Genomic DNA, 23,885 nt, shown 5'->3' with positions numbered 1-23,885 from the left:
ATAAAGGAGAATTGTAATGAATCAGAAAGATACAAACGTAAAAGTACCACTGATCAGTAAGATTGCATACGGTATGGGAGATGTGGGATGCAATTTCAGCTGGATGTTCGTGGGAAATTTCCTGATGATATTCTATACAGATATTTTTGGAATTAGTATGGGAGCGGTGGCAGGTCTGATGTTGTTCTCACGATTTTGGGATGCAATTAATGATCCGATTATTGGCGGATTAAGCGATAAAACCCATACGAAATGGGGAAGATACAGACCATGGCTTTTGGTGGCGGCACCATTGACAGCCGTGATACTGATCTTGACGTTTTGGGCACATCCGGATTGGTCGTCCACTGCAAAGGTCATCTATATGGCAATCACTTATTGTATTCTTGTATTAGGTTATACGTGCGTGAATATTCCTTATGGGACACTGTGTGGAGCAATGACACAGAATATAGAAGAACGGGCGAAAATCAATACATTCCGATCTGTCAGTGCAATGATTGCGATTGGCATTATCAATATTGTGACGGTTCCTCTTATTGGAAGGCTTGGTGGTGGAAATGATCAAAAGGGATATTTATTGATTGCTGTTTTATATGGATGTATTTTCGCAGCGTGTCATATTTTCTGCTTCGCAAAAACAAAAGAAGTGGTGGAAGTACCGGAGAAAGAAAAAATTTCTATAAAGGTTCAGTTAGCGACTGTGACAAAAAATCGTCCATATATGATCGCTCTTGCAGGACAATTTCTGTTCGGTGTGACACTCTATGGAAGAAATGCGGATGCATTATACTATTTTACCTATGTGGAGGGAAACGAAGCGTTATTTAGCACCTATTCTTTGTTTATTATTCTTCCATCTATTATTGGTGCTGCCTGCTTTCCACTGGTATTTCGGCTTACCAATAATAAAGGACGTTCTGCATCCATCTTTGCACTGTTGACGGGAATTAGTATGTTCTGTATGTACTTCTTTACAGTTGGAGAAAATCCTGTTCCATTTTATACATTTTCTTGTCTGGCACAATTTTTCTTTTCCGGTTTTAATACTGCGATCTATGCGATTGTTCCGGATTGTGTGGAGTATGGAGAATGGAAGACCGGACTCAGAAATGATGGATTTCAGTATGCATTTATTTCACTGGGAAACAAAATCGGAATGGCGATTGGAACTTCTGTACTTGCAGGTGTTTTGAGCATGTTTGGATATGTTGCAAACCAGCAGCAGAATGCAGCGGTATTATCCATTATTAAACATTCTTTTACAACAGTTCCGGGGATACTCTGGATCGTAACGGCGATAGTTTTGTATTTCTATCGTTTGAATAAGAAAGCATATAATAAAATTGTGAAGGAAATACAGGAAAGAAAGGTTGAGGGCAAGCATGTATGATGTTGTTGCGTTAGGCGAGCTGTTGATTGACTTCATCCAGAATGGGAACAGCTCCAATGGGAATCCGGTATTTGAAGCAAATCCAGGAGGTGCACCATGTAATGTGCTGTCAATGCTGACCGGGTTGGGTTATAAAACTGCCTTTATAGGAAAGGTCGGAGACGACTATTTTGGGAAAATGCTTGGGAATACCATCAAAAGAATTGGCATCTCCGACAAAGGTTTGATTTATGATAAGGAAGTGAATACTACCCTTGCGATAGTACATACGATGGAAGATGGAGACAGGGATTTTTCCTTTTATAGAAAGCCAGGGGCTGATATTATGCTGGATGAAAAAGACGTATGTAAAGAATTGATTGAAAATTGTCGTATTTTTCATTTTGGCTCCCTTTCATTAACGGATGAGCCGGCGGCTACGGCGACAAAGGCTGCTGTTACTTATGCAAAACAGATGGGAAGATGGATTTCTTTTGATCCGAATTTAAGAAAAACATTATGGAATGATTTGGAACATGCAAAGACAGCTATCTGGTATGGAATACAAGAATGTGACATTTTAAAGATTGCAGACGATGAAATAGAATGGTTGACTGGAACAAATGATTATGATCAAGGGGTAAGGATCATAAGGAAACAGTCAAAGGCAAAAATGATTAATGTGACATTGGGGAAAAAAGGAAGTATTTCGTATTATTGTAATGAAAAAGTTTTTGGAAAACCATTTCTCAGCAAGGCTACAGTTGATACAACAGGTGCAGGGGATACGTTTTGTGCCAATGTTCTAGGCTTTGTACTGGATCATGGGTTAGACAATTTGGGAAAGAAGCAATTAGAGCAAATGCTGTTGTTTGCAAACGCCGCTGCATCAATTGTCACAACTCGAAAAGGTGCGATTTGTTCTATGCCAAAGAAAGAAGAAATTCTCTTCCATGCCGAAAGGACTGACAGCATCGACGGGAATGGATGCTCTGACACATGCCATCGAAGGATATACGACAAAAGCAGCCTGGGAAATGACCGATATGTTCCACCTGAAAGCAATCGAAATCATCAGCAGATCCCTTCGGAGCGCAGTGGCAGGAGAAGCAGAAGGCCGGGAAGGCATGGCACTGGGCCAGTACATTGCCGGTATGGGATTCTCCAATGTAGGACTCGGAATCGCTCATTCCATGGCACATACATTGGGAGCAGTTTATGATACTCCGCATGGTGTTGCATGCGCTATGATGCTGCCGATCGTAATGGAGTACAACGCTGACTGTACAGGAGAAAAGTATCGTGAAATTGCAAGAGCAATGGGCGTCAAAGGTGTGGACGAGATGTCTGTTGAAGAATACCGGAAAGCAGCAATCGATGCCGTTCAGCAGCTGTCTGTAGATGTTGGAATCCCGACAAAACTGGAAGCATTAAAAGAAGAAGATCTGGACTTCCTTGCAGAATCTGCTCATGCAGATGCATGTGCGCCGGGCAATCCGAAAGACGCAAGCGTGGAAGATCTGAAAGATCTGTTCCGCAGATTGATGTAAAAACAGTTAGAAAAAGCAAAAAACCCGCTGGTGCCTTTGTGTGGGGCATCCAGCGGTTTTTTGGATATTTCACCATCTGGCATGGAATTCAATGCTGTTCTACGATCCATTGAATCCCCGCCGCTGTCCTTTGATCAGGATGATCGAAATGTCCGCCCTCATTCCATTCAAAGGTTACGTGAATGTTCTGTGACTGAAACCAGGAGAAGGCCTTTTCCGTATGATGTGCGACTGTTTTCATGAGAGGATTTCTTGTTTTGTGCTCTTTTTTTCCGAGAGAAAGGTAAATACAGTCCGGCCGGACAGCCAAGGAATGGGATTCCATGTATTCGGAGAAGCCGGGAAACCACAGAGAACCGGACATACTGGCAGCTCTGGAAAACAGATCTGTGTGATAGAGCGTATAGATGGCGAACAGCCCGGCAAGAGAATAGCCAGCGATTCCTCTCCAGACTGGTTCGGATCCGATCCGCCGTTCTGCTTCAGGAAGAATCTGTTCTGTCAGCTGGTGGATGTATGCGTCAGCGCCTCCGGTAAAAGGATCACCTTTTGGAAAGACAGCCGGACAGTCCCAGGGTGCCATATCGTGATTCCAGGAAAGATCACTGATCGAAATAAGTGTAAGATCCGGACAGCCGGATTCCAGCAGATACCGGGAGATGCAGGCACCTTCGTCCTTAACCGAAGGAAGATAAATAACGGGTGCGTCCGGTCGTCTGCCAGGTAAAATGGAAATCTGATTTTGGCCCAATGAAAAAGACTGCATAAAACGTTCTTCCTTTCTTTTCATATCGTTTAATTAAATATAGAAATAGTATAGCAGAAAGAAAACTAACCGGAAAGAGTTTGAAAAGATACATCGGGCATTCTGGAAATTCCATATTTGATAATTTTTTATCAGAAATTCTTTGACAACAGAAAAAGGAAGGACTATACTAAAAGTTAGAAATAACTAATTAAAGAAAGAAGGCCTTAAAATTGGGAAGGTATTATCGAGTGGCAAAAAATCTGACAGAGGAGATGGTTTCGGAAATCCTGAAAGAGATGTTGGAAATCCCGGAGGTGGAACGGGCAGAGTTTACGGAAGATAATACGAAAATACTGGTTCTGACACAGGAGGAGCAGTATCCCGAAGTCATGACGAGAATCGTCAATATCTTCAGCCGTGTTGGACACGGATGCGAATTATCGTTTGCCGGATTTGCACATTAGGAAGAGCGTGTGAGGGCACAAAAACAGAATAGACAGACAGAAAAAGGCGGGGAGACGACTGGAAAATGTCGTACTCCCCGTCTTTTTTTGCCTGTATGAATGTGGTATACTGAATCTATCTTAAGACTGGAGGGAAATGTCATATGGAGAGAAAGGAAACATTCAGCGAATTTTCTTACAAAAGAATCGATCTCGAGGAAGTGAAAAAGAAGATCAGGGAAATCACAGAAGAGGTAAAACAGGCATCTTCTGCTGAAGAGCAGGCAGCGGCCATTTACCGGATGAATGAAGTGGAAAAGGAGATTTCCACAGCAGATTCTCTCGTATACATCCGTTATACGGTGAATACAAAAGACGAATTTTATGTGAAAGAGCGGGAATATAACGATCAGATTTCTCCGATTCTCGAAGAAGAGATGCAGAAATACAATGAAGCGCTGCTTCACTCGCCATTCCGGAAAGAACTGGAGGAAAAATTTGGAAAAGTGATCTTTTTGAATCTGGATCTTGCGATGAAAGGATTTTCACCGGAAATTACCGGGCTTCTTCAGGAGGAGAGTACGCTGCAGACCCGGTATCAGTCTCTGCTTGCAGGAGCGCAGATCAAATTTCAGGGCGGACAATATAATCTTTCCCAGATGGGACTGTTTATGCAGAGCCAGGACCGTGAGATCCGGAAGGAAGCGTACGAAGCCTACGGGAAGTTTTTTGATGATCATCAGGAAGAACTGGATGAAATTTTCGATCAACTGGTGAAAAACCGTACCGAGCAGGCACACCGCCTTGGCATGAAAAATTTCGTGGAGCTTGGCTATGTGCGCCGCCAGAGAAACTGCTATGCACCGGAAGCCATTGCGGACTTCCGTGATCAGGTGGTTCGGGATCTCGTTCCGGTTGTCTGTGAAATCAAGAAGACACAGGCAGAGTGTATCGGTGTAGATCATTTGAAAATATACGATGATTCCTTCCGTTTCCCGGATGGTAATGCGGTTCCGCAGGGGACGCCGGAGGAAATCATGGAGGCAGGACGCCGGATGTATACGGAAATGTCCCCGGAGACTGCGGATTTTATCAAAATGATGTTCGAACGGGAGCTTTTCGATGTGGTAGCTAAACCGGGGAAAGCGACCGGGGGTTACTGCTGTGATATACCGGGCTATGGCTGTCCGTTTATCTTTTCCAATTTTAACGGTACGGCAGGAGATGTGGATGTGCTGACCCACGAAGCGGGACATGCTTTTGCCTCCTACATGGCGGAAAAGCACATCGATCTGCTTTCCATGCATCTGCCGTCCATGGAAGCTGCAGAGACTCACTCCATGTCCATGGAATTTTTTGCGACACCGTGGTATGAGCTGTTCTTCAAACATCAGACAAAGAAATATGAAGTTTCCCACCTTGAGGGAACGCTGAATTTTATTCCATATGGATGTCTGGTGGATCACTTCCAGCAGGTAGTCTATGAGCATCCGGAGATGACGCCGCAGGAACGCAACGAAGCGTGGCTGAAGCTGGAAAAACGGTACCGCCCGTATCTGGATCTGGAGGGAATTCCTTTTTACGAAAGAGGAGCCGGATGGCAGAGACAGAACCATATTTATGCATCACCGTTTTACTATATTGATTACTGTCTGGCACAGACCGTGGCGCTGCAGTTCTGGCTGGAAATCGAAAAAGACTGGGATCAGGCCTGGGTAAAATACAAAGAGTTTGTAAAACGCGGAGGTACGGATACATTCCTTGGACTGGTAAAGGGAGCGGGACTGACTTCTCCGATGGAGGACGGATGTCTCCGTTCGATCGCAGAGTATTCCGGTAAGTGGCTGGAAAAGCATAAAATCTGAAGTGTTTAAGAAATAGGATGTTAAAAATAACATCAATGGATGGACTGAGAAAGGGACAAGCTTTCTCAGTCCGTAACTATGTTATGGAGGTGACAGAATGACCTTGCATACCATGCTTTCAGAACTGCATTACCGGGATCAGATTCAGGAAGCGGTTCAAAAGGAAATAAACAGGCTGGGTGACACAGTGGAAGTGCTTGCAGACAAAGCGTATCAGGGAGAGGATTTCCAGTTTTTCCTGTGTGATCAGGTTCCGGCTGTCCGTTTAGCTGTCATTACCTGTCTTCTTGTGGAGAAATATGAAGAATACAGGGCACGGGGAATCTCGGACAGTATTATTTTTGATACCTTCCAGGATGTTACGCTGCGGGCAGAGATTTATTTTCAGAAAACCGGCCGGGCCGGGCTTGAAAAAGACGATGTGATCTGGTTTCGCCACATTATGAATGCTGAGATTTTTAAAATTGGCTCTTTGCAGTTTCAGCCATTCCAAATGGTATATCTGGATGATGATTATTTTTATATGATTTATTCCACGAATGCACAAGAACTTCTTCCCTGCGGCTGTCCGGTGTTAAACTGTCATGTTCAAAGAGGGGCAGATCTGCATACAGAGGCGGTGGAGGACTCCTTCCAAAGAGCGAAAAAGTTCTTTGCTCAGATTGATCCTGAAACGAAATATAAGGCTTTTCTGTGTTACAGCTGGCTGCTTTATCCGCCGATGATCCAAGCTCTTTCTCCGTCCTCCCATATCAGGCAGTTTGCGGAAAAGTTTCAGATAATTGGTACAAGCAGAAATTCAGATCAGGCAATGGAAAATCTTTTTAACGGGAAAGAAAAGAGACTTACTCCAGACTCTACGTTCCTTCAAAGGATGGCATTGAAGCAGGAAGAGCGGTTTGGATTTGGCTGTGGTGTTATTTTGCTTTAATTTGAGTGGAAATTGAACGAGAAATTTACGCACTGATAAGAAAATATGATATAATCATTTCATCAGGTAAAGTGATACGGAAAACCTGCGGGCAGTGAGATGATTTGAAGCAAAGAAACGAGGCGGGAATTGGTCAGACCAGTTCCTGTCTGTTTTATAATAATCAAATATAGAGCAGGGATTCTGGCAGGGGAAATACCTGGTTTTCGAAAGGCTTTAAATCCGTTTCGCGCCGCGGTAAGGAGGAGAATATGGAGCAAAATAAATATCTGGAATATCTGGCTGAACTGTATCCGACGATCGAGAAGGCATCCACTGAGATCATCAATCTGCAGTCGATTATCAACCTTCCGAAAGGAACAGAACATTTTCTGTCAGATATCCACGGGGAATATGAGGCTTTTTCCCATGTGCTGAGAAATGGTTCGGGTGCCGTGCGAAAGAAGATTGATGATGTATTCGGACATACCCTTGGTACGGCGGAGAAGAGGTCGGTCGCAACATTAATTTATTATCCGAGAGAAAAGCTGGAACAGCTAAGACAGTCCGGGGAGGACATGCAGAACTGGTATCGAGTGACGCTTTACCGTCTGATCGAACTTTGCAGAGTCGTTTCTTCCAAGTATACCAGATCCAAGGTACGGAAAGCGCTGCCGCCGGATTATGCTTACGTTATTGAAGAGCTGATTACAGAGAAGCCGGAACTTTCGGACAAAGAGGCGTATTATGAGGCCATCATTCAGACGATTCTGGATATCGGGAGGGCAGAGCCTTTCATTATAGCAATGGCAGAATTGATACAGAGGCTTGTGGTAGACCATCTGCATATTATCGGCGATATTTTTGACAGGGGACCTCTGCCGCACCAGATCATGGACTGCCTGATGGACTATCATTCACTGGATATTCAATGGGGAAATCATGACGTCCTCTGGATGGGAGCCGCAGCCGGACAACAGGCATGTATCGCGACGGTGATTCGCCTGTGCCTCCGGTACGGAAATCTGGACATTCTGGAGGATGGATACGGCATCAACATGCTTCCGCTTGTAACCTTTACGCTGGAGACCTATGTGGATGACGAAGCCCGGCAGTTCGGAATCAAAACCCAGCAGGAAAAAGCAGATATTTCGCTGGCGCTTCAGCAGAGAATGCACAAGGCAATTTCGGTGATTCAGTTTAAAATCGAAGGACAGCTTGCCGGTGAAAATCCGGAGTTTGGAATGCAGGGACGCTGCCTCCTTGACAAGATTGACTATGAAACAAAGCAGATCCGGATTGATGGAAAACAGTATGAGCTTTTGGACGGGCGGTTTCCGACAATCGATCCGGCTGAGCCATATGCCCTGAGCGAACAGGAGAAAAACGTGATGGAGAGGCTGACTCGGGCCTTCAAAAACTGTGAAAAACTGCAGAAGCATGTGAAGTTTCTGTTAAAGAAGGGCAGCCTTTATAAAGTATACAATGGAAATCTCCTTTATCATGGATGTGTGCCGATGAATGAGGACGGAAGCTTTATGGAAGTTCCGGTTTATGGGCAGACTTATCATGAGAAGGCACTCTACGATGTCCTGGAACAGTATGTGCGTAAAGCATTCTTCTCAATGGAAGAGGAGGAGAAAGAACGGGGCAGGAATATTCTCTGGTTTTTATGGTCTGCACCGGGATCTCCACTCTATGGCAGAAGTAAGATGGCGACCTTTGAGCGGTATCTGATTGCAGAAAAAGAAACGCATCAGGAAGTGAAAAATGCATATTATCAGCTCCTTGAAAAGAAAGAGACGGCAGAGAAAATCCTGAAGGAATTCGGACTGGAAGGAGAAGAAGCACGCATTATTAACGGGCATGTTCCGGTGCATCAGAAAGAAGGAGAAAGTCCTGTCAAATGCGAAGGCAAACTTCTGATTATCGATGGCGGATTTTCCAGAGCATATCACAGGGAAACCGGAATCGCCGGATATACGCTGATTTATAATTCCTACGGAATGTCGCTTGCGGCACACGAGCCGTTTGAGACGACAGAAATCGCCATTCAGGAGGAAAAGGATATTGTCTCCCATCAGATTGCGGTGAATTACAGCCACAAGCGCCAGACAGTGGGAGATACGGATAACGGAAAACAGCTTCTGAAAAAGATTGGGGAATTAAAGGAACTGATCGGCGCATACCGGTCAGGAACAATCAAAGAGAGAGGAAATTAAGGAGGAGCAACATGTATCAGGCAGCAGAAACAAGATATCAGGGGATGAGCTATGCAAAATGCGGGAAGAGCGGACTGAAGCTCCCGGCAGTTTCATTCGGACTGTGGCATAATTTTGGCAGCAATGCAGCATATGACAGAATGAAGGAACTGGTATTTACAGCGTTTGATCTGGGAATTACCCACTTTGATCTCGCGAATAACTATGGGCCGGTACCGGGAAGCGCCGAGGAGAATTTCGGACGGATTTTAAAGAATGAGATGGCAGCGTACCGGGACGAGATGATTATCAGCACAAAGGCAGGATACGACATGTGGGACGGCCCTTATGGAACAGGAGGAAGCAGAAAGTATCTGACAGCCAGCCTGGATCAGAGCCTGAAGAGAATGGGACTGGACTATGTGGATATTTTCTACCACCACTGCATGGATCCGGAAACACCGCTGGAAGAGTCGATGGGCGCTCTTGCGTCAATTGTCAAAAGCGGGAAGGCATTGTATGCAGGGATTTCCAACTATGATGGAGAGACGATGGAAAAAGCGGCAGATCTTCTGGAATCTTATCATTGTCCGTTTATCATCAACCAGAACCGTTACTCGATCTTTGACCGTTCGATCGAAGAAAACGGATTGAAGGCAGCGGCAAAACAGCGTGAAAAAGGGATCATTGCATACAGCCCGCTGGCACAGGGAATGCTTACGGACCGTTATCTGAATGGCATACCGGACGACAGCCGGATCCGGACAGACGGACGGTTCCTGAAAGAAAGTGCTCTGACAGACGAGCGGATTCACCAGATCCGTGCCTTGAAAGAACTGGCATCCCAGAGAGGACAGACCCTTTCACAGATGGCCTTGAACTGGGTATTAAAAGACGAAGAAGTGACAAGCGTTCTCGTAGGAGCATCCAGACCGTCTCAGCTTATGGAAAATGTCGGAGCGGTCAGCAGAACGCCGTTTTCTGAGGAAGAACTGGAACAGATCGATAAAATCAGCTTAAAGAAATTCAATTAATATAAAATGAGAGCAGCCCCGGGCAGAAAAATCCGGGGCTGTATTTTTCAGCTGTTTAATCTGTTTGGGGAAATGTCTCCCGGGATGGATGTCTGTCCGGGCGGAACCGGGCCTGATACTGTCTCGGAGTACAGTTCATATACCGCTTGAACAGTTTCCCGTAATAACACGCATTGGAAAATCCGCAGGACTCGGCTGCCTTGGAGATCGTACAGAGACCTTCCTGCAAAAGCGGAAGACTCTGCTGAATACGGTAATATAAAAGATAATCAAAGACGGTCATATTCATATGCCGCTTGAAAAAGCGACAGCACTCACTTTTTGACAGATGCACATGATCTGCAATCTCTTCCAGTGTAATCTGCTTTGCATAGGAAGTATGAATGAAAGACAAAATCTCTTTCAGCCGTCCAATGGAATCTGATGAGGACGGCTCTTCAAAGGAGCAACTTGTGAAATGTCCATATAAGTGTCTCCAGATTTCGGATATGAGAATATGAAGACGCAGTTCCTGGTCCGGTGCCGGCTGCAGATAAAGTGCATAGATCTCCCGAAGAAGGGAAAGAATTTCTGATGTCCATTCTTCCGATGAAAGAAATACAGCAGAAGAGAACGCCGGGGCATTCAGGACCGGATCCACATATTTGGTCTGAAGAATGCTGTTTTCAAATCCGTACAGAAACCGGGGATGAAACGTGGTGGAAAAATACTGGCAGTCCTGGTTGTCAATTCGCATTCCTGCATGCATGGCGTTGCTGTTGCAGAACAGCCCGTCGCCGGCCTTCAGATGGTAGGTGCGCTCATTGACCCGGTATTCGATCTGGCCTTTCAGAACTAAAGTCAGTTCTATTTCCGTGTGCCAGTGCCAGAAAAAGGCGCCGCCTTCATATCTGGACAACATCTCGCCGCTTAAATTCACCGGAAACGTATAATCTCCATGTTGTTTTAATTCTTTTTTATCTTCGTTAATCTGAATCTGCATAGTTTCAAACTCTACAGTCGAAATACAGCCCTTTCGGCTGGGAAGCATAGTAGTTTCGTAGTATCAATAAAACTTGGCTGAAAGGCTGTGATTTCAGTCCTATGTATCATACGCTGTTCCGGGGAAAAAATCAAGCTTTAACACCTCAATATTGTTATGGTTTTGAGCAATATATTTGTTGTACTGATCTCATAAACGCATTATAATTTTATTACAGAGAATAAATCAGGAAAAGAAAGCAGGTATGAAGTATGGAAAAGAAACTGATGGAAACATTTCAGAAACTGTACGGAGGGGAAGGGGAAATCAAAACCTTCTTTTCGCCGGGAAGAGTCAATCTGATCGGAGAACACACAGACTATAACGGCGGACATGTATTCCCATGCGCACTGACCCTTGGTACATATGGAATTGCAAGAAAAAGAGAAGACAGAAAGCTTCGCTTTTATTCTGCAAACTTTGAAAAATTAGGCGTGATTGAGACAAGCCTCGATGATCTGGTGCCGTCACAGGCAGCACAGTGGACCAATTACCCGAAGGGTGTAATCTGGGCATTTGAAAAGAAAGGCTACTCAATTCCGCAGGGAATGGATGTCCTGATTTACGGAACAATCCCGAATGGATCCGGACTTTCTTCCTCCGCATCACTGGAAGTGCTGATCGGAGTTATGCTGAAAGAACTGTTTAACATTGAAATCTCAATGCAGGACATCGCGCTGATCGGCCAGTATTCCGAGAACAATTACAATGGCTGCAACTGCGGTATCATGGATCAGTTCGCTGTAGCAATGGGCAAAAAGGACTGTGCAGTATTCCTCGATACGAATACACTTCAGTATGAATATGCTTCCGTAAAACTGGATGATGCAAAGATTGTCATCACAAACAGTAAAGTAAAACACAGCCTTGTAGATTCCGCTTACAATGACAGAAGACGGGAGAGTGAAGAAGCGCTTCATGATCTCCAGAAAGTCGTAGATATCAAGACACTCGGAGATCTGACAGAAGAAGAATTCGAGGCACACAAGGATGCCATTAAAGATGAAATCTGCAAAAAACGTGCAAAACATGCGGTTTATGAAAACCAGAGAACAATCCGTGCGGTAAAAGCACTGAAAGAAAATGATATTGCAGAGTTCGGACGTCTGATGAATCAGTCTCATATTTCTCTTCGCGATGACTATGAAGTATCCTGCGAAGAAATCGATGTTCTGGTAGATCTGGCATGGAAGATTGACGGAGTGATCGGATCCAGAATCACAGGAGGCGGATTCGGCGGATGTACAGTCAGCATTGTAAAAAATGATGCAGTGGATACCTTTATCGATCAGGTCGGAGCAGGATACAAAGAAAAGACAGGCCGTGAAGCAGAGTTCTATGTAGTAGAGATCGGTGACGGTGCAAGAGTATTATAAGGAAAGAAGGAAAATACGATGTTAAACGAAAGTATCAGCAGGCTGGTGCAGTATGGAATCGAAACCGGACTTCTTCCGGAATGTGAAAAAATCTATGCGACAAACCTCCTTCTGGATCTGTTCCATGAGGACAGCTATGAGGAACCGGAAGAAAAGGCAGAGAACATTGATCTGGAAAGTGTATTAAAAGAGCTTCTTGATGAAGCGGTAAACAGAGGACTGATCGAAGACAGTATCGGATACCGGGATCTTTTTGATACAAAGATGATGAACTGTCTGGTACCGCGTCCGGCACAGGTACAGAAAGAATTCTGGGATGCATACGAAAAATCTCCGGAAGCAGCCACAGAATATTTCTACAAACTGAGCCAGGATAGCGATTATATTCGCCGTTATCGTGTAAAGAAAGATAAAAAATGGACGGTAGAAAGTCCGTATGGTACGATTGACATTACGATCAATCTTTCCAAACCGGAGAAGGATCCGAAAGCCATTGCAGCAGCGAAAAATGCGAAGAACAATGCATATCCGAAATGCCAGCTCTGTATGGAGAACGAAGGATATGCGGGAAGACTGGATCACCCTGCAAGAGAAAACCACCGGATCATTCCGATTACCATCAATGAATCCAAATGGGGATTCCAGTATTCACCGTATGTTTACTATAATGAGCACTGCATCGTGTTCAACGGGGAGCATACGCCGATGAAGATCGACCGTGCTGCATTTACCAAGCTGTTTGACTTTGTAAAGCAGTTCCCGCATTACTTCCTTGGATCCAATGCGGATCTTCCGATCGTAGGCGGTTCCATTTTAAGCCACGACCATTTCCAGGGAGGCCATTATACGTTTGCCATGGCAAAAGCACCGATTGAAAAGAAAGTGACAATCCCGGGTTATGAAGATGTAGAGGCCGGAATCGTGAAGTGGCCGCTTTCCGTACTTAGAATTCGTCATCAGGATGAAAAGAGACTGATCGACCTTGCGGATCATGTACTGAAAGCATGGAGAGGATATACAGATGAAGCGGCGTTTATCTTTGCCGAGACAAACGGAGAGCCGCATAATACCATCACTCCGATTGCAAGAATGAAAGACGGTATGTACGAACTGGATCTGACGCTTAGGAATAATATTACGACAGAGGAGCACCCGCTCGGCGTTTACCATCCGCACGCACAGTACCACCATATCAAGAAAGAAAACATCGGTCTGATCGAGGTAATGGGACTTGCAGTTCTGCCGGCCCGCCTGAAAGACGAGATCGAACTTCTGAAAAAATACATTCTGGAAGGCAAAGACATCCGCAGCAATGAGAAGATCGAAAAACATGCGGACTGGGTAGAGAAATTCCTTCCAGAATACGAAGAAATCAATGCGGACAACATCGAAGAGATCCTGCAGCAGGAGATCGGTAAGGTGTTTGTTCATGTACTGGAAGACGCAGGTGTCTATAAATGCACCGAAGAGGGAAGAGAAGCGTTCATGCGCTTTATCCAGACTCTGTAGAAACAGACGGAGAAAAAGAGATGTATAGGATTGCCGACGATGTTGAGGCGGTTGTGACCAGCTTCAATCAGGGAGAGATGCTTCGGGATGCGGTACAGTCGCTATGCGGACAGACAGTTCTTCCATCCAGAATAATTATTGTGGACGACGGTTCCACGGATGAAACTTCAATCCTCATATTGGAGCAGATTCAGGAAGATACAAAGCGGCCTGTTCCTGTCAGTGTGATTCGCCGGTCTAACAGTGGGGTATCGGCGGCAAGAAATACCGGACTTTGTGAAGTAAAGACTTCCATGGCTCTTATTCTGGACGGGGATGATAAGCTGGAACCGGAATTTCTGGAAAAGGTCAGCCACATGCTGAGAGAAGATCCATCCATGGTGGCAGCATCCTCATGGATGCGGACCTTTGGCGTACTGGATGCAGTTGTGAAGCCTTCCGGAGGACCGGTGAAAAATTTCCTTTCACGTAATTGCTGTCCGGCATCCCATATCCTTCGGAAAGAGGTATGGGAAGTATGCGGCGGTTATGATGAATCCATGCGTTCCGGATTTGAGGACTGGGATTTCTTTTTGAATCTTCTGGAGACAAGACCGGATGCGTGGATTGGAATTGTTCCGGAACCGCTTCTTGACTATCGGACTGCTCCGGCATCAGCGAATGTAAAGAGTATGTCGAAGAGACTGGAACTGATGCGTTATCTGATTGACAAGCATTTTCGTTCTTATCAGGAGCATCTTGCGGATGCCATTCTGGGAATAGAAGCCATTTCCATGTCAAGGCTTGACGGATGGGAGAGAGAAATGCTTCACATGCTGGAATCCGGGCAAAAACCTGGAAATAATTCGGAAGAGTTTCTAAGACATCCATCCTATGGGGACGGCGGTATGGCAGCTGCAGTTCGGATTGCATCACGCTTTGACGTGAAAGCATCAGATAATGAATAAAAGAATGAAGAAAGGGACCGGCGGGCATTGCCCGACGGTCCCTTCGTTCTTTTAGGATCAGGATTCGGATACTTCTTTTAACATACTGATATCAGTATCCGCAATTAACGAATAATTGGTATGATAGATAACGAATCCCGGTTTCTGGCCTTTGACCTTTTTCACATGCTTTTTCTCTACATAATCGACTTCGACCTTTTCGCTTCCATTATTTTTGGAATAGAAAGCGGCAAGCTTTCCGGCCTCTTCAAAGACACGGTCCGGCATTTCTTCTCCCCGGGATTTGACAATGACATGGGAGCCAGGTACTTTTTTTGCGTGGAACCACCAGTCATTTCCCGATGCGAAAGAGAAAGTCAGCTCTTCGTTCTGGAAATTATTTTTTCCTACATACATATCATAGCCGTCGCTGGAAATATAGTGGAGCGGCATACTTTTGAATTTCTCTTTTTTCTTTGTGAATTTCCGGCGGACATAACCGCTCTGTGTCAGCTCTTCTTTGACCTGCGCCAGATCGTCTTCAGTCCGGGCAATGTCCAGTGCGTTGCTGACGGATTCCAGATAGGAGATCTCGTCCCGGGTCTCTACGATCAGATGGGAGAGCGCTTCATAAGTCCGCTTCATCTTATTATATTTTTCAAAATAGCGTTTTGCATTTTCCAGAGGCGTCTTTGTTGGATCCAGTGGAATCCGGATCATTTCATTTGTGTAGTAATTCAGCGCCTCCAGCTCCTTGGCCTCCGGTTCTGCCTGATAGCCGTAAGTCTGCAAAAGTTCTCCATAGACTTTGTAGGTTTCCCTCTTGTCCGTATCTTTCAGCTGGCGGGCCTGCAGGTCGTATTTCTTCCGGTTTCGCTCCAGGGCAGTCTGCACGATGTGCCGGAGATCGGCTGATTTCTGGCGGATCCGGGTGATCCGGTTCTTGACTGCGTAGTAGGAAGAGAGTACCTGAGAAATGGTGTCAAACTCCTGACGGGCACATCCTTCCAGATGCGTCAGCGGAACAGATGCAAACTCCTGAGGCTCGTTGTTCCGGTAATAGATGGCCGGATGAAAATCCTCTTCTCGAACCTGATCAAGAAACAGAGAAAACTGCCGGTACAGATGCGTCATCAGATCATCGGAAAGCTCTGACGGCGGAAGAGCAGAATCCAGTCCGGCGAGAAAGCAGATTTCTTCAGCCACGACAGGACTGATTCCGGTAAGGCTTGTGTAGAGAGCCTTGGAAAGCGCGGACGGCTTCTGTCTGAGAAGCGCTGCAAAATCGGATTCCGATATGGTCAGCGGGTCTGCTTTGTGCATCGTATCCGGTATAAAGTAAGTCCGTCCCGGAAGAACCTCCCGCACGGAACTCATCTGGGCAGGCACGTGCTTGATACTGTCGATGATCCGGTCATCCTCATCACAGAAAATGACGTTGCTGTGTTTGCCCATGATCTCAATGACAAGTTTCTTACGGCAGAGATCTCCAAGCTCATCCAGATGCTCGATTCCAAGCACGATAATCCGCTCAAGAGACGGCTGTGTGATGGACACGATTCGTCCGTTTGCAATATGTTTTCTGAGAAGCATACAGAAATTCGGGGCTGTAAACGGGCTTGGTTTGTTCTCGTCTGTCAGATACACAAGAGGCAGGGAAGCGCTCGCTGAGATATAGAGACGGCGCTGTCCGGAAGGTGCCTTGACAGTAAGAAGAAGCTCGTCAGCCTCCGGCTGGGCGATCTTTGCGATCCGTCCGCCAAGGAGGGCATCCCGCATTTCTTTTACTATATTTGCAATGGTAATTCCATCTAATGCCATAGGTCATTCTCCTTTGCTTTTAGTCTGTTTTACAGTATAACATAGTTGAACATGGTTGACGATAAAAATCAAATGAATTATAATGAAAAACAGCAAAATAAACTTTATAGAGGAAATGATCATGATAAGAAGTATGACGGGCTTTGGCCGGTGCGAGATTCAAAGCGGAGAAAAGAAATTTACAGTCGAGATGAAGGGTGTAAACCACCGCTACCTGGATGTCAATATCCGTATGCCGAAAAAGCTCTATTTTTTTGAAACCGCAATCCGGAGCTATTTGAAAAAGTATATTCAGAGAGGGAAAGTGGATATCTTTGTAACTTACGAAGACCTCTCAGAAGGACAGATGTCTCTGAAATATAATGAGGCGCTTGCCTCTGAGTATCTGGACTATTTCAGACAGATGGAGGAGAAGTTCGGACTGGAAAATGATGTCCGCATTTCCGCTCTTTCCAGATACCCGGAAGTCTTCACAATGGAAGAGCAGGATGTGGATGAAGAGGAAATGTGGAATGGCCTGAGAGAGGCACTGGATGGAGCTTGTGTCCAGTTTGTATCGGCAAGAGAGACCGAAGGAGAGAAATTAAGAGAAGATCTCATCGGCAAGCTTGACGATATGAAGGCTGTTGTAGAGAAGATTGAGGAGCGCTCCCCGCAGATTCTTTCGGAGTATCGGGAAAAGCTGGAAGAGAAGGTAAAAGAACTTCTGGCAGATACGCAGATCGATGAGAGCCGTATCGCCGCGGAGGTTGTGCTGTTTGCGGACAAGATCTGTACGGATGAAGAAATTGTCCGTCTGAAAAGTCATATCGATCATATGAAATCCACCCTCCAGGCAGGAGAGGGCATCGGACGTAAACTGGACTTTATCGCTCAGGAGATGAACCGGGAGGCCAATACGATTCTGTCAAAGGCCAATGACCTGACCGTTTCCAATTATGGAATCGATCTGAAAACAGAGATCGAGAAAGTCCGGGAACAGATTCAGAACATCGAATAGCAGTTAGATAGGAAAGGGAAGAAACAAACATGCAAAAAGGGATACTGACCGTGCTTTCGGGATTTTCCGGAGCAGGAAAAGGGACGGCCATGAAGCGTCTGATGGAGAAATATGAGGACTATGCTCTGTCCATTTCAGCCACCACGAGAAAACCGAGAGAGGGAGAAGTGGACGGAAGAGAATATTTTTTCAAAGAAACCGAAGAATTTGAAAAAATGATTGCACAAGACGAATTAATAGAGTATGCTAGATATGTTAACCATTATTATGGGACACCACGCTCCTATGTGAAGGAGCAGCTTGAGAAGGGCAAGGATGTGATCCTTGAGATCGAAATACAGGGGGCATTGAAGGTAAAAGAAAAGTTTCCGGATACGCTTCTTGTTTTTGTCACCCCGCCAAGCGCTGAGGAGCTTCGCAGACGTCTGATCGGACGGGGAACCGAGACGATGGAAGTCATCGAAGAGCGGCTTGCCCGCGCCAAAGAAGAGGCCAGAGGCATTGACTGTTACGACTGTCTGATCATCAATGATGATCTGGAGACCTGTGTGGATGAGCTTCACGCAGTGATTCAGAATGAGAAGAAGAAAGTCATGAGAAACGCGGAGTTTATCGCTAAAATAAGAGAAGAACTTGAAGAATTGTAAAGAAGAATAGAAAGGAGAATGAGGCTATGCTGCATCCATCTTACACAGACTTAATGAAAGTGGTGAATCAGGACGTAGAAGAGGGGGATACAAAGATTGTAAACAGCCGTTATTCTATCGTTCTTGCTACAGCAAAGAGAGCAAGGCAGCTGATCGATCATGCGGACCCGCTTGTTTCGGTTAAAGACGGAGAAAAACCGCTTTCTATTGCTATCGACGAGATGAACAATGGAAAGTTAAAAATTCTTGGAGAAGAAACCGAAGAATAAGAGACAAAAAGGCAGGTGCTTTTGAAACAAGTATCTGCCTTATGAACTGTTAGGAGAGAATACATGAATATTTTATTTATCTCACTTGGGTGCGACAAGAATCTTGCCGACTCGGAAACGATGCTGGGGATGCTGGCTTCCAGAGGATATCAGATCGTCGATGAAGAGGAAAAGGCGGATGTGATTATTGTCAATACCTGCTGCTTTATCCATGATGCCATGGAAGAAAGTATTGAGACGATTCTGCAGATGGCGGAGTACAAAAAATCCGGCAGTCTGAAAGCTCTGATCGTGACGGGATGTATGGCAGAACGATACCGTGAGGAGATCACAAAGGAGATCCCGGAAGTGGACGCGGTCCTCGGGACAGCTTCCTACGGACACATCCTTGACGCAGTGGATGAGGCTTTGAAAGGACACTCTTATCTGATGATGGAGCCGCTGAATACACTGCCGATTATCGAAACACACCGGCTCGTGACTACCGGCGGCCACTATGCCTACCTGAAAATCGCAGAAGGGTGTGACAAACACTGTACGTACTGCATCATCCCGAAACTCAGAGGAAATTTCCGAAGCGTTCCGATGGATCATCTGATCAAAGAGGCGGAACAGCTGGCTGCGGACGGAGTGAAAGAGCTGATCCTGGTGGCTCAGGAGACGACACTTTACGGAAAAGACCTTTACGGGGAAAAGAAACTTCCGGAGCTGCTCCATAAGCTCTGCCAGATCAGCGGGATCCGCTGGATCCGGATTCTTTACTGCTATCCGGAGGAGATTACCGAAGAGCTGATTCAGACGATGAAAGAAGAGTCGAAGATCTGTCATTATCTGGATCTTCCGATTCAGCATGCAAGCGATGGCATTTTAAAGAGAATGGGAAGACGTACATCCAAAGAGGAACTGGTACACATTATCTCAAGACTGAGAGAGGAGATCCCGGACATCACACTTCGTACAACACTGATTACCGGATTCCCGGGAGAGACGCAGGAACAGCATGAAGAGCTGATGGACTTCGTGGACGAGATGGAGTTTGACCGTCTTGGAGTATTCACCTATTCGCCGGAAGAGGGCACTCCTGCGGCATCCATGCCGGATCAGATTGAGGAAAGCATCAAGGAAGACCGGAGAGCCGAACTGATGGAACTTCAGCAGGAAATTGCCTTTGAACAGGCAGAAAACATGATTGGAAAAGAAGTTCTCGTTATGATCGAAGGGAAAGTAGCAGATGAAAATGCCTATGTGGGAAGAACTTATAAAGATGCGCCGAATGTAGACGGACTGATCTTTGTCAATACCGACGCAGAACTCATGTCCGGAGACTTCGCGAAAGTCAAAGTAACCGGCGCATGTGAATATGATTTGATAGGAGAGTTGATGTAAATGAATCTGCCAAACAAACTGACTGTACTGCGTGTCATTATGATTCCGTTTTTTGTTGTATTTATGCTGACGGATCTGGGAGGAACGTACAGCAACTATATCGCACTTGTGATTTTTTGCGTGGCAAGTCTTACAGATATGCTGGATGGAAAGATTGCAAGAAAGTATAATCTGGTAACAAATTTCGGAAAATTTATGGATCCGCTGGCGGACAAGCTGCTTGTAAGCTCCGCAATGATCTGTCTGATTCCGATGGATAAACTTCCGGCCTGGATTGTCATTGTCATTATCAGCCGTGAATTTATTATCAGCGGATTCCGTCTGGTAGCATCGGACAGCGGCATTGTGATCGCCGCAAGCTACTGGGGAAAATTCAAAACCGTTTCCCAGATGTTTATGATTATTTTCCTGATACTGGATCTTCCGGGGAATATTGCTTCCGTTATCGAGACAGTGCTGATCTATCTTGCGCTGATTCTGACGGTAGTATCCCTGATCGATTACATTGTAAAAAACAAAGAAGTATTGACAAAAGGAGGTATGTAGGATGGTTGCAGAGCTGATTTCCGTCGGTACAGAAATCCTGCTCGGCAATATCGTAAATACCAATGCAGCTTACCTAGCAGAGAAATGCGCTCTGCTAGGTTTGTCTTTATATCACCAAAGTGTGGTAGGGGACAATGAGGCGCGCATGGAAGATACGATCCGCCGGGCGTTGGAACGGTCTGATGTGGTAATTCTGACAGGAGGACTTGGACCGACCAAAGACGACCTGACAAAAGAAGTGACCGCAAAAGTATTTGGAAAGGAATTATATGAGGATGCCCGTACAAAAGAGCGGATTCAGGAATTCTTTAACCGGCTTCATTCAAAGGGGAACATTACCCGGAATAACTGGAAGCAGGCGCTGGTTCCGGAGGGAGCCATTGTGATTGAGAATCAGAACGGTACGGCTCCGGGGCTGATTGTGACGGGAGAGGAAGGCACTGAGTATGAAGGCAAGCGTGCAATCCTGATTCCGGGGCCGCCGAATGAGTGCATCCCGATGTTTGAAACTCAGATTGCGCCGTATCTATCCGGGCTGCAGCCGGAAGGAATCTATTCCTGCATGGTAAAGGTCTGCTCTATTGGTGAAAGCCGGGCGGAGACCATGGTTGCAGATCTGATGGATGCTCAGACCAATCCGACCCTTGCGCCGTATGCAAAGACTGCGGAGGTGCATTTCCGGATCACTGCAAAGGCAAAAGACGAGGAGACGGCAGAAAAGCTGATGGCGCCGATGGTGCAGGAACTGAAAAACCGGTTCGGCGATTATATTTATACGACAAAAGAAGAAGTCACACTGGAAGAAGCCGTGGTTCATATGCTGGAGGAACGTCATATGACAGTGACGACAGCAGAGTCCTGTACCGGAGGACTTCTGTCCGGACGGCTGATCAATGTGCCGGGAGCATCCAGCGTGCTGAACGAGGCGCATGTGACGTATTCTAATGAAGCAAAAGAGCGGATTCTGCATGTGCCGCATGAAATTCTGGTGCAATACGGAGCAGTCAGCGAGGAGACAGCACGGGCCATGGCAGAGGGAGCATGCAAAGTCTCCGGGGCAGACGCATCCATTGCTGTGACCGGAATCGCAGGTCCGGACGGCGGAACACCGGAAAAGCCGGTAGGGCTTGTTTACATCGGCTGTACTGTGAAAGGAAAAACAAAAGTCGAACGATGCTGCTTTACGGGAAATCGTCAGAAAAACCGGGAATATGCTGTGGCGAGAGGACTCATTCTGTTAAGAGAGATGCTTCTGGAAGCAAAATAGGATGATCGCCACATGGATCTAACCGAAAAATTCGACGTTTTGTGCAATCAGCTGATTGACGAAAACGCATTTTTGTGAGAAAATTAACACGGATAAAGGCTGTCAAAAGGCAGTCTCCCAAGAGAGATTACACATAGTTGAAAGGAGTCCTTAAGATGATTTATTCACACGAAGTAGAAATGATGTGTCCAGTTGCACAGGGTGCAAATCATGGACCAGCTCCAATCCCAGAAGAAGCAAAATGGGTACAGGCAAAAGAAATTAAAGATATTTCCGGTTTAACACACGGTGTAGGCTGGTGTGCTCCTCAGCAGGGAACATGTAAGCTGACACTGAACGTAAAAGACGGAATTATCCAGGAGGCACTGGTTGAAACAATCGGATGCTCCGGTATGACACATTCTGCAGCCATGGCTTCCGAGATCTTACCAGGAAAAACTATCCTCGAAGCTTTAAATACAGACCTTGTCTGCGACGCAATCAACACAGCAATGAGAGAGCTTTTCTTACAGATCGTATACGGACGTACACAGAGCGCATTTTCTGAAGACGGACTTCCGATCGGTGCAGGACTGGAAGACTTAGGAAAAGGTCTTCGTTCCCAGGTTGGTACCATGTACGGAACACTTGCAAAAGGTCCTCGTTATCTGGAAATGGCAGAAGGATATGTAACAGGAATCGCATTAGACGAAAACAATGAGATCATCGGTTACAAATTCGTAAGCCTTGGAAAATTCACCGATTTCATTAAGAAAGGTGACACACCGAACGAAGCATGGGAAAAAGCACAGGGACAGTATGGCCGTGTGGATGATGCAGTGAAGATCATCGACCCAAGACAGGAATAGGCGAGAGGAGGACTTTTAAAATGGCTTTATTTGAATCATATGAAAGACGAATTGATAAAATCAACGCTGTATTAAACAGCTATGGCATCGCTTCTATCGAAGAAGCAGAGAAAATTACAAAAGACGCAGGCCTTGATGTTTACAATCAGGTAAAAGGCATTCAGCCGATCTGCTTTGAAAACGCATGCTGGGCATATATTGTAGGTGCTGCAATCGCAATCAAAAAAGGATGCACAAGAGCAGCAGACGCAGCAGCAGCAATCGGAGAAGGACTTCAGGCTTTCTGTATTCCAGGATCTGTAGCTGACCAGAGAAAAGTAGGTCTTGGACATGGTAACCTTGGAAAAATGCTTCTGGAAGAAGACACAGACTGCTTCGCATTCCTTGCAGGACACGAATCTTTCGCAGCAGCAGAAGGTGCGATCGGTATCGCTGAGAAAGCAAACAAAGTACGTAAAAAACCATTACGTGTTATCTTAAACGGTCTTGGAAAAGATGCTGCAAAGATCATTTCCAGAATCAACGGATTTACATATGTACAGACAGAGTACGACTACTACACAGGAGAACTTAAAGAAGTATCCCGTACATCCTACTCTGACGGACTTCGTTCCAAAGTAAACTGCTACGGAGCAAACGACGTTCGTGAAGGTGTTGCAATCATGTGGAAAGAGGGCGTAGACGTATCCATCACTGGTAACTCTACAAACCCGACACGTTTCCAGCATCCGGTTGCAGGTACATACAAAAAAGAATGTATCGAAGCAGGAAAGAAATACTTCTCTGTAGCATCCGGCGGTGGTACAGGACGTACACTTCACCCGGACAACATGGCAGCAGGACCGGCTTCCTACGGTATGACAGATACATTAGGACGTATGCACTCTGACGCACAGTTCGCTGGATCCTCTTCCGTACCGGCTCACGTAGAAATGATGGGGCTGATCGGAGCAGGAAACAACCCGATGGTTGGTATGACAGTAGCTGTTGCAGTTGCCATTGAGGAAGCTGCTAAGGCTGGCAAATTCTAAGAAATTTTAATTTTAAGCGGTACTTTGTAAAACAGAGTGCCGCTTATTTTTATTTTTCTGTATCTCCTCTAAGTTTTTCAAGACTTTATGTGTCGATGATCAGGATTTAATTTTA

20 protein-coding genes and 2 pseudogenes are annotated in these 23,885 nt (G+C 45.7%); 19 read left to right on the top strand and 3 right to left on the bottom strand.

The window, feature by feature from the left end; genetic code table 11:
- Window positions 1–16: 16 nt before the first annotated feature.
- From B5G11_RS08410 to B5G11_RS08400, 3 genes and pseudogenes are all read left to right on the top strand, one after another.
- Entirely contained in the window at window positions 17–1,393 is a 1,377-nt protein-coding gene (locus B5G11_RS08410; RefSeq protein WP_087252819.1) for an MFS transporter, read from the top strand.
- Window positions 1,386–2,294 (top strand): annotated as a pseudogene (locus B5G11_RS08405) (carbohydrate kinase); the annotation flags it as partial. The gene B5G11_RS08410 and the pseudogene B5G11_RS08405, both read left to right, overlap by 8 nt.
- Window positions 2,295–2,319: 25 nt before the next feature.
- Window positions 2,320–2,922 (top strand): annotated as a pseudogene (locus B5G11_RS08400) (iron-containing alcohol dehydrogenase); the annotation flags it as partial.
- An 88-nt stretch (window positions 2,923–3,010) separates the two neighbouring features.
- Here B5G11_RS08400 and B5G11_RS08395 read toward each other — a convergent pair.
- The gene (locus tag B5G11_RS08395; protein ID WP_242958994.1) at window positions 3,011–3,673 is read right to left on the bottom strand and encodes an alpha/beta hydrolase-fold protein; all 663 of its coding nucleotides are present in this window, start codon (window positions 3,671–3,673) and stop codon (window positions 3,011–3,013) included.
- A 245-nt stretch (window positions 3,674–3,918) separates the two neighbouring features.
- Here B5G11_RS08395 and B5G11_RS08390 point away from each other — a divergent pair, with 245 nt between their 5' ends.
- The 5 genes from B5G11_RS08390 to mgrA all read left to right on the top strand — a co-directional run bounded on the left by B5G11_RS08390 (window position 3,919) and on the right by mgrA (window position 10,123).
- Window positions 3,919–4,134, top strand: a complete 216-nt coding sequence (locus B5G11_RS08390; protein ID WP_242958991.1) for a hypothetical protein — start codon at window positions 3,919–3,921, stop codon at window positions 4,132–4,134.
- A gap of 143 nt (window positions 4,135–4,277) precedes the next feature.
- Window positions 4,278–5,978, top strand: a complete 1,701-nt coding sequence (locus B5G11_RS08385) for a M3 family oligoendopeptidase (RefSeq protein WP_087252817.1) — start codon at window positions 4,278–4,280, stop codon at window positions 5,976–5,978.
- 97 nt (window positions 5,979–6,075) lie between these two features.
- Window positions 6,076–6,909, top strand: a complete 834-nt coding sequence (locus B5G11_RS08380) for an acyltransferase domain-containing protein (RefSeq protein WP_087168401.1) — start codon at window positions 6,076–6,078, stop codon at window positions 6,907–6,909.
- Window positions 6,910–7,160: 251 nt separating this feature from the next.
- On the top strand, window positions 7,161–9,110 hold the full coding sequence (locus B5G11_RS08375; protein WP_087252816.1) for a fructose-1,6-bisphosphatase: 1,950 nt from the start codon (window positions 7,161–7,163) through the stop codon (window positions 9,108–9,110).
- Between the two features lie 11 nt (window positions 9,111–9,121).
- A complete protein-coding gene (gene mgrA, locus B5G11_RS08370; RefSeq protein ID WP_087252815.1) occupies window positions 9,122–10,123 on the top strand; it encodes an L-glyceraldehyde 3-phosphate reductase in 1,002 nt (333 codons plus the stop codon).
- A gap of 55 nt (window positions 10,124–10,178) precedes the next feature.
- Here the strand turns inward: mgrA and B5G11_RS08365 are convergent, their stop codons facing one another.
- Entirely contained in the window at window positions 10,179–11,105 is a 927-nt protein-coding gene (locus tag B5G11_RS08365) for an AraC family transcriptional regulator (RefSeq protein WP_087252814.1), read from the bottom strand.
- A 251-nt stretch (window positions 11,106–11,356) separates the two neighbouring features.
- Between B5G11_RS08365 and B5G11_RS08360 the strand changes: the two genes are divergently transcribed.
- From B5G11_RS08360 to B5G11_RS08350, 3 genes are read left to right on the top strand one after another with little or no spacing between them, the layout of a single operon-like run.
- Complete coding sequence (locus B5G11_RS08360) at window positions 11,357–12,520, top strand: galactokinase (protein ID WP_087168397.1); 1,164 nt, start codon at window positions 11,357–11,359, stop codon at window positions 12,518–12,520.
- Window positions 12,521–12,538: 18 nt separating this feature from the next.
- On the top strand, window positions 12,539–14,029 hold the full coding sequence (gene galT / locus B5G11_RS08355) for a UDP-glucose--hexose-1-phosphate uridylyltransferase (protein WP_087252813.1): 1,491 nt from the start codon (window positions 12,539–12,541) through the stop codon (window positions 14,027–14,029).
- Between the two features lie 20 nt (window positions 14,030–14,049).
- Window positions 14,050–14,976 (top strand): glycosyltransferase family A protein, encoded by a 927-nt coding sequence (locus B5G11_RS08350; RefSeq protein ID WP_087252859.1) that lies wholly within the window; start codon window positions 14,050–14,052, stop codon window positions 14,974–14,976.
- Window positions 14,977–15,033: 57 nt separating this feature from the next.
- On the opposite strand, the gene B5G11_RS08345 is transcribed toward B5G11_RS08350, so the two are convergent.
- Window positions 15,034–16,776 carry an NFACT RNA binding domain-containing protein gene (locus B5G11_RS08345; protein ID WP_087252812.1) on the bottom strand — a complete coding sequence of 581 codons (1,743 nt, stop codon included), beginning with the start codon at window positions 16,774–16,776 and terminating at the stop codon, window positions 15,034–15,036.
- A gap of 121 nt (window positions 16,777–16,897) precedes the next feature.
- Between B5G11_RS08345 and B5G11_RS08340 the strand changes: the two genes are divergently transcribed.
- From B5G11_RS08340 to B5G11_RS08305, 8 genes are all read left to right on the top strand, one after another.
- Window positions 16,898–17,776, top strand: coding sequence for a YicC/YloC family endoribonuclease (locus B5G11_RS08340; RefSeq protein ID WP_087168394.1), 879 nt, complete (start codon window positions 16,898–16,900; stop codon window positions 17,774–17,776).
- 29 nt (window positions 17,777–17,805) lie between these two features.
- Window positions 17,806–18,423: a guanylate kinase gene (gene gmk, locus B5G11_RS08335; RefSeq protein WP_087252811.1), complete on the top strand. Its 618-nt coding sequence runs from the start codon at window positions 17,806–17,808 to the stop codon at window positions 18,421–18,423.
- Window positions 18,424–18,449: 26 nt separating this feature from the next.
- Window positions 18,450–18,692, top strand: coding sequence for a DNA-directed RNA polymerase subunit omega (rpoZ, locus tag B5G11_RS08330; protein ID WP_087168392.1), 243 nt, complete (start codon window positions 18,450–18,452; stop codon window positions 18,690–18,692).
- Window positions 18,693–18,755: 63 nt separating this feature from the next.
- Entirely contained in the window at window positions 18,756–20,078 is a 1,323-nt protein-coding gene (rimO, locus tag B5G11_RS08325) for a 30S ribosomal protein S12 methylthiotransferase RimO (RefSeq protein WP_087252810.1), read from the top strand.
- Window positions 20,079–20,624, top strand: coding sequence for a CDP-diacylglycerol--glycerol-3-phosphate 3-phosphatidyltransferase (gene pgsA, locus B5G11_RS08320; RefSeq protein ID WP_087168390.1), 546 nt, complete (start codon window positions 20,079–20,081; stop codon window positions 20,622–20,624).
- Between the two features lies 1 nt (window position 20,625).
- Window positions 20,626–21,891 (top strand): competence/damage-inducible protein A, encoded by a 1,266-nt coding sequence (locus B5G11_RS08315; RefSeq protein ID WP_087252809.1) that lies wholly within the window; start codon window positions 20,626–20,628, stop codon window positions 21,889–21,891.
- A 155-nt stretch (window positions 21,892–22,046) separates the two neighbouring features.
- Window positions 22,047–22,739: a nitrogen fixation protein NifU gene (locus B5G11_RS08310; RefSeq protein ID WP_048622003.1), complete on the top strand. Its 693-nt coding sequence runs from the start codon at window positions 22,047–22,049 to the stop codon at window positions 22,737–22,739.
- A 20-nt stretch (window positions 22,740–22,759) separates the two neighbouring features.
- Window positions 22,760–23,770 carry a GGGtGRT protein gene (locus B5G11_RS08305; RefSeq protein ID WP_087252808.1) on the top strand — a complete coding sequence of 337 codons (1,011 nt, stop codon included), beginning with the start codon at window positions 22,760–22,762 and terminating at the stop codon, window positions 23,768–23,770.
- Window positions 23,771–23,885: the final 115 nt, after the last annotated feature.

This window comes from Drancourtella sp. An57 (assembly GCF_002161525.1).
Taxonomy (GTDB): Bacteria; Bacillota; Clostridia; order Lachnospirales; family Lachnospiraceae; genus Sellimonas; species Sellimonas catena.
Note: the sequence above shows the minus strand (reverse complement) of the source record. Positions and strands in the feature narration are given on the sequence as shown.